Source organism: Nocardia sp. NPDC003345, from assembly GCF_053589395.1.
Window position 1 is genome coordinate 1 of sequence record NZ_JBSFRU010000352.1, and the last position, 6402, is coordinate 6402.

Here is a 6402-nt window from a genome sequence, read left to right on the forward strand (position 1 = left end):
CGACGCTGCCCGGCCCGGCACCGAGATCGGTGTAGAGCGAGCAGCCGGGTGTACGGCGCCCCCTCGAATGGGAATCGCCGGAGAAATCCGGGAGGCGCAGCTGAGCTACCGGGCGGAACCGGGCAGACAACAGGCGCTGCAGACACGCTTGAAGTCGACGTGGCGGCGGGCCACAAGTCGTACTCCGGATGCGCGCATGCGACCCATTGTGCCATGCCGCAGCCCCGGTTCCGACCGCCCTACCAGTATTTCCCGCGAACAAGCGGGAAATTCCCTGGTTCTACCGTTCTATTTGTGACGGCCGTCATATTTACGCAGCCAACGGCTCCCGGGACGGATCATCATGACCTCCGCGGTTGACCTGAACTTCGGTCGAGGTTGCAGGCTCGGGGGCATGACGATCGAAACCACGCACAGCGGCCACCGTCCCGCCGATATCGACGCCGCGACCGCCGCCATCCACGCGGTGGTCGCCGCGGTCGCGCGCGCCCAGGCCGACGAGGACGTCGCCGGATTCGCCGGACTCTTCCGATCCGACGCGATCTGGACCACCGGGCACGGCAAACGTCTCTACGGCCGGGCCGCCATCGCGGAGTTCACCGCCCGGGTGCTGCCCGGCGCGAGCGCACACGGTCACGCGACCTATGAGGTCGAGCACATCCTGTTCCTGCGCCCCGATGTGGCGGCCGTCAAGGTCCGGCAGCGCTACCCCGGCAGCGCCGGTGAACCGGCGAGCGAGGGCACGCCCATGTATGTCATGACCAGAGAGGACGGCCGCTGGATGCTCACCGCGAACCAGAACACCCCGGTCGTCGAGGGCTGAGCCGCCCGCGGTCACACTGGAGAGGTGAACCCCGCCGCCACCGCATCGCCCACCGACGCCTCCGCTCCGGTGCTGCGCGATTTCGGCGGCGGCCCCTTCGGCATCTATATCCATGTGCCGTTCTGCGCGACCCGCTGCGGTTACTGCGATTTCAACACCTACACCGCCGGTGAGCTGGGCACCTCCGCCTCCACCGAGTCGTGGGCCGACGCGCTACGCGGGGAACTGGCGACCGCGGCCCGCGAATTCGACGCGCTGCCGAGCGCGACACCGGAGGTGGCGACGGTCTTCGTGGGCGGCGGCACCCCCTCGCTGCTGGGTGGTGACGGACTGGCCGGGGTTCTCGACGCGATCCGGGCGGAGTTCACGCTCGCCCCGGACGCCGAGATCACCACCGAATCCAACCCCGAGTCGACCGCACCGGCGTTCTTCGAACGGATCCGGGAAGCCGGCTTCACCCGGGTCTCCCTGGGGATGCAATCGGCCGCGCAGCACGTCCTGGCCGTACTGGACCGCACTCACACCCCGGGCCGCGCCGTGGCCGCCGCCCGCGAGGCGCGGGCCGCCGGATTCGACCACGTGAACCTCGACCTGATCTACGGCACCCCGGGAGAACGCGACAGCGATCTGGACGCCAGCCTGGACGCGGTACTGGAGGCGGGCGTCGACCACGTCTCGGCCTATTCGCTCATCGTCGAGGACGGCACCGCGCTGGCCCGTCGGGTGCGGCGCGGCGAACTGCCCGCCCCCGACGAGGACGTACTGGCCGCCCGCTACGAACGGATCGACGCGCGGCTCGAAGCCGCCGGACTCACCTGGTACGAGGTGTCGAACTGGGCCGCGGGTGATGCCGCGCACTGCCGCCACAACCTCGGTTACTGGGACGGCGGCGACTGGCTCGGCGCGGGCCCGGGGGCGCACAGTCATCTCGGCGGAGTGCGCTGGTGGAATGTGAAGCATCCGGCCCGCTATGCCGACCAGGTCGCCGGTGGCGGCCTCCCCGCCGCCGGCTGGGAGGCGCTCACCCGCGACGACCGCTACCTCGAGCGCATCATGCTCGCCCTGCGCCTGCGCAGCGGTCTGCCGCTGACCGATCTCGACGCCGCCGGTCACGCGGCGGCGCGGCGCGTACGCGCCGACGGGCTGGTCACGATCACCGGCGACCGGCTGATCCTCACCGATCGCGGGCGGTTGCTCGCCGACGGAATCGTGCGGGACCTCCTCGGCTGAGCGAGCGCCTCCGTGCGGTGATCTCCCTTATGCTTTTCGATCATGCGCTCGCGACGTTATCCTGTGCGCCACTACAGACGCCGAGTGAACGGGCGGCGCAACTACACTGGTAGCGAACCCGGTGGTACGAGAGCCGGGTTCGGGAGAACCCGGGCGCCGGCCGGCCACATCGACGCGCGGTAAGGCTAGGAGGTGGGTCGATGTCGAGCACCGAGGATCGGCGCTTCGAGGTCCTGCGGGCGATCGTCGCCGACTATGTCTCCACCAAGGAGCCCATCGGTTCGAAGACGCTGGTAGAACGCCACAATCTGGGTGTTTCCAGCGCGACCGTCCGCAACGATATGGCGGTTCTGGAAGCCGAGGGTTATATCGCCCAGCCGCACACCAGTTCCGGGCGCATCCCCACCGACAAGGGCTACCGCCAGTTCGTGGACCGGATCGCCGAGGTGAAACCGCTCTCACCGGCCGAACGCAAGGCCATCATGCAGTTCCTGGAATCGGGCGTGGACCTCGACGACGTCCTGCGCCGCGGTGTCCGGTTGCTGGCCCAGCTCACCCGTCAGGTGGCGGTGGTGCAGTACCCCACGGTCTCGGCGTCGACCGTGCGCCACCTCGAGGTGGTGGCGCTGAATCCCGCCCGGCTGCTGCTCGTGGTGATCACCGATACCGGCCGGGTGGACCAGCGCATCGTGGATCTGGGCACCGTCGTCGACGATGAGGATCTGGCCGCGCTGCGCGGCATGCTGGGCGGCGCGATGGACGGTAAACGGCTCGCCGCGGCGTCGGCGGCCGTCGCGGAGCTTCCCGAACAGGCACCGCCGAAGCTGCGCGACGTATTGATCAAGGTCTCCACCGTGCTGGTGGAAACCCTCGTCGAACATCCGGAGGAACGGCTCGTACTCGGCGGTACCGCCAACCTCACCCGCAATGCCGGTGATTTCGGCATGCCCGGCTCCCTGCGCACGGTTCTGGAAGCCCTCGAAGAGCAGGTCGTGGTGCTCAAACTGCTCGCCGCCGCCCAGCAGCCGGGCACCGTCACGGTACGGATCGGCGAGGAGACCCAGGTCGAGGAGATGCGCGGCACCTCGGTCGTCACCACCGGCTACGGTTCCGCGGGCGCGGTCCTCGGCGGGATGGGCGTGCTGGGCCCCACCCGGATGGACTACCCCGGCACCATCGCCTCGGTGGCCGCGGTGGCCCGCTATATCGGCGAAGTCCTCGCCGAACGCTGAGCCGCGCTCATCCGACCTCGTTCGGCGCCGCGTCCGGCGAGGCCCTTCGAGGTCGTGGGCCGTCCGGGGGCCCGCGACCCCGCGCGCCGCGGGCGCGCCAGTAGACTCATCCTTTCGACCGGATAAAGTTGAGTCGACCCGACTAAGCTCACCAGCGGGCGGCTACATCCATCACGAGCCACGCGGCCGGCCGAGCGCGCCGGAGCCGTGGACAGCGACCAAGGACTAAGAGAACTCAAGTGGCACGGGACTACTACGGAATGCTCGGTGTCGGCAAGGACGCCTCCGACCAAGAGCTCAAACGCGCGTACCGCAAGCTGGCCCGCGAACTGCATCCCGATGTGAATCCGGACGAGGCGGCGCAGGCCAGGTTCAAAGAGGTGTCCGCGGCCTACGAGGTGCTGTCGGACCCGGAGAAGCGCCGCATCGTCGATATGGGCGGCGACCCGCTGGAGGCCGGTGGCGGCGCGGGCGGGTTCAGTGGCGCCGGGTTCGGTGGTCTCGGTGATGTGTTCGAGGCGTTCTTCGGCGGAATGAGCGGTGGTGCCGGTGGCGGCGCCCGCAAACCCCGGGGCCGCGTGCAGCCGGGTGCCGATTCGCTGGTGCGCACCCGGCTGAGCCTGGCCGAATGCGCGGTCGGAGTGACCAAGCACCTGACCGTGGATACCGCGATCCTCTGTGATCTCTGCCAGGGCGCGGGCACCAACGGCAACTCCAAGCCGGTGCGCTGCGAGACCTGCGGTGGTGCCGGTGAGGTCCAGTCGGTCCAGCGCTCGTTCCTCGGCCAGGTACTCACCTCGCGCCCCTGCCCGACCTGTCGCGGCGCGGGTGAGACGATCCCCGATCCCTGCCACAAATGCGGTGGTGACGGCCGGGTGCGCGCGCGCCGCGAGATCGCCGCGCCCATACCGGCCGGGGTGGCCAACGGCATGCGGGTGCGTTTGGCCGCGCAGGGTGAGGTCGGCCCGGGCGGCGGCCATGCCGGCGACCTGTACGTCGAGATCGTCGAACAGCCGCACGATGTGTTCGTGCGCGACGGCGACGATCTGCACTGCACCGTCCGGGTGCCGATGGTGGACGCCGCGCTCGGCACCACCGTCGTGATCGACACGATCATGGACGGGCCGACCGAGTTGAGTATTTCGCCGGGCACCCAGCCGGGGGAGATCTCGGTGCTGCGCGGGCACGGGATGCCCCGGCTGCGCTCCAGCGCCCGCGGCGACCTGATGGCGCACCTGGATATCGTGGTCCCGACCAAATTGGACGGTAAGCAAACCGATCTGCTGCGCAAGTACAAGGGCTTGCGGGTCAAGGACAAGGCCGAGGTGATGTCGGCGCAGTCGGAGCACAACAGCGGCCTGTTCGCCCGGCTGCGGGCGTCGTTCAGCGGGCGCTGACGCGATGGCCGCCACGGTCTTCTACCTGGACGAGATCCCGGGGCCCGGGGGCGTCGCGCTGCTGGACGGGCCCGAGGGCCGCCATGCCGCGACGGTGCGCCGGATCCGGGCCGGGGAACCGATCACGCTGTCCGACGGCCGGGGAGTGGTGGCGCGTACGGAGGTCGTCGCCGCGCAGAAGGACCGCCTCGAACTGCTGGTGCACGACCGGGAGCGCACCGAACCCGCGTCCCCGGCGGTCACGGTGATCCAGGCTCTGCCGAAATCCGAGCGTTCGGAGCTGGCGGTGGAATTGATGACCGAGGCCGGGGCGGATGTGATCGTGCCGTGGCAGGCCGCGCGCTGCGTATCGAACTGGGAGACCAAAGCGGACAAGGGCGTGGCCAAATGGCGGACCGCGGCGCGGGGCGCGGCCCGACAGTCGCGGCGGGCCTACATTCCGGAGGTCACCGACCTGCACCGGACGCCGGCGGTGGCCGACGCCGTCCGGGCCGCGAAAGCCCAGGGCGCGGTGGTCGCCGCGCTGCACGAATCGGGGACCTCCGCGTTCGCCGAGCTGCCGTGGGCGGCGGCACCGGCCGCGATGCTCATCGTGGGCCCGGAGGGTGGACTCGACGATGCCGAACTGACGGCACTGGCCGGGGCCGGGGCCGATGTGGTGCGGCTGGGTCCCACGGTGCTGCGCACCTCGACCGCGGCGGCGGTGGCGCTGGGCGCGCTCGGAGCCCTGACCGCGCGCTGGTGAACGCGGCGCCGGCGCGCGGGTGAACGTCGGGTGAAACCGTGATCCCCCCGCTCCGCGGCGCTGTGGTCAGCCGATATTCCACTGGGACGTGTCGGGGCCGAGAGTTAGACTCTGGGCAGCGACAGAATTCGCACCCAGCTTCATCAGCGTGCATCACCGCAGCTCCGAGACCGGAAAGCAGGCCATAGCGACTACGTGCGATCACAAGGCGATATCGGCGATCAGAACCCCTCCCCGGCCGGGAACGGCACTTCGGAGCCTCCGGCCCGCACCGTCCGCTCGAGTATCGAACTCGCCCCGGAATCGGTTTTCCCCTTCCTCGGATCCGCCGACGAGAACCTCCGCGAGCTGGAAGAACTGCTATCCGCCGATGTGCACGTACGCGGCAACCTGGTCACCCTGACCGGACGCGCGGGCGATGTGGCGCTGGCCGAACGCGTGATCGAGCAGCTGGTGGCCCTGACCGGCCGGAACCGGGTGATCACCCCCGAGGCGGTACGTCACACCGTCTCCATGCTCACCGAGGGCAGCGCCGAATCCCCGGCGGAGGTTCTCAGCCTGGACATCCTGTCCCGGCGCGGGAAGACGATCCGGCCCAAGACGCTCAACCAGAAGCGCTATGTCGACGCGATCGACGAGAACACGATCGTATTCGGAATCGGCCCCGCGGGTACCGGTAAGACCTATCTGGCCATGGCCAAGGCCGTGCAGGCCCTGCAGACCAAGCAGGTCAACCGGATCATCCTCACCCGCCCCGCGGTGGAGGCGGGGGAGCGGCTGGGCTTTCTGCCCGGCACCCTCAACGAGAAGATCGACCCGTACCTGCGCCCGCTCTACGACGCCCTGCACGACATGATGGACCCCGAGGCCATCCCCAAGCTGATGGCGGCCGGGGTGATCGAGGTCGCGCCCCTGGCGTACATGCGCGGAAGAACTCTGAATGATTCGTTCATCATTCTGGACGAGGCGCAGAAC

General features: G+C 69.6%; 7 protein-coding genes. 6 read left to right on the top strand and 1 reads right to left on the bottom strand.

Annotated elements, in window-relative coordinates:
* Positions 1–105: 105 nt before the first annotated feature.
* On the bottom strand, positions 106–207 hold the full coding sequence (locus tag ACWDU1_RS27635; RefSeq protein ID WP_450002885.1) for an Ms4527A family Cys-rich leader peptide: 102 nt from the start codon (positions 205–207) through the stop codon (positions 106–108).
* 187 nt (positions 208–394) lie between these two features.
* On the opposite strand from ACWDU1_RS27635, the gene ACWDU1_RS27640 reads away from it, so the two are divergent.
* From ACWDU1_RS27640 to ACWDU1_RS27665, 6 genes are all read left to right on the top strand, one after another.
* The gene (locus ACWDU1_RS27640) at positions 395–823 is read left to right on the top strand and encodes an SgcJ/EcaC family oxidoreductase (RefSeq protein ID WP_450002887.1); all 429 of its coding nucleotides are present in this window, start codon (positions 395–397) and stop codon (positions 821–823) included.
* A gap of 24 nt (positions 824–847) precedes the next feature.
* Positions 848–2053 (top strand): radical SAM family heme chaperone HemW, encoded by a 1206-nt coding sequence (gene hemW / locus ACWDU1_RS27645; protein ID WP_450002888.1) that lies wholly within the window; start codon positions 848–850, stop codon positions 2051–2053.
* Between the two features lie 200 nt (positions 2054–2253).
* The gene (gene hrcA / locus ACWDU1_RS27650) at positions 2254–3285 is read left to right on the top strand and encodes a heat-inducible transcriptional repressor HrcA (RefSeq protein WP_450002890.1); all 1032 of its coding nucleotides are present in this window, start codon (positions 2254–2256) and stop codon (positions 3283–3285) included.
* A gap of 239 nt (positions 3286–3524) precedes the next feature.
* Positions 3525–4682: a molecular chaperone DnaJ gene (gene dnaJ, locus ACWDU1_RS27655; RefSeq protein ID WP_450002892.1), complete on the top strand. Its 1158-nt coding sequence runs from the start codon at positions 3525–3527 to the stop codon at positions 4680–4682.
* Between the two features lie 4 nt (positions 4683–4686).
* Complete coding sequence (locus ACWDU1_RS27660) at positions 4687–5427, top strand: 16S rRNA (uracil(1498)-N(3))-methyltransferase (protein ID WP_450002894.1); 741 nt, start codon at positions 4687–4689, stop codon at positions 5425–5427.
* A 213-nt stretch (positions 5428–5640) separates the two neighbouring features.
* The coding region (locus tag ACWDU1_RS27665; protein ID WP_450002896.1) for a PhoH family protein at positions 5641–6402 on the top strand (762 nt) is incomplete at its 3' end.

What these genes read in the sequence shown, in the direction of transcription:
- hrcA (WP_450002890.1), top strand. Translation starts at nt 2,254, where the DNA reads ATGTCGAGCACCGAGGATCGGCGCTTCGAGGTCCTGCGGGCGATCGTC.
- ACWDU1_RS27635 (WP_450002885.1), bottom strand. Translation starts at nt 207, where the DNA reads ATGGGTCGCATGCGCGCATCCGGAGTACGACTTGTGGCCCGCCGCCAC.
- ACWDU1_RS27640 (WP_450002887.1), top strand. Translation starts at nt 395, where the DNA reads ATGACGATCGAAACCACGCACAGCGGCCACCGTCCCGCCGATATCGAC.
- ACWDU1_RS27660 (WP_450002894.1), top strand. Translation starts at nt 4,687, where the DNA reads ATGGCCGCCACGGTCTTCTACCTGGACGAGATCCCGGGGCCCGGGGGC.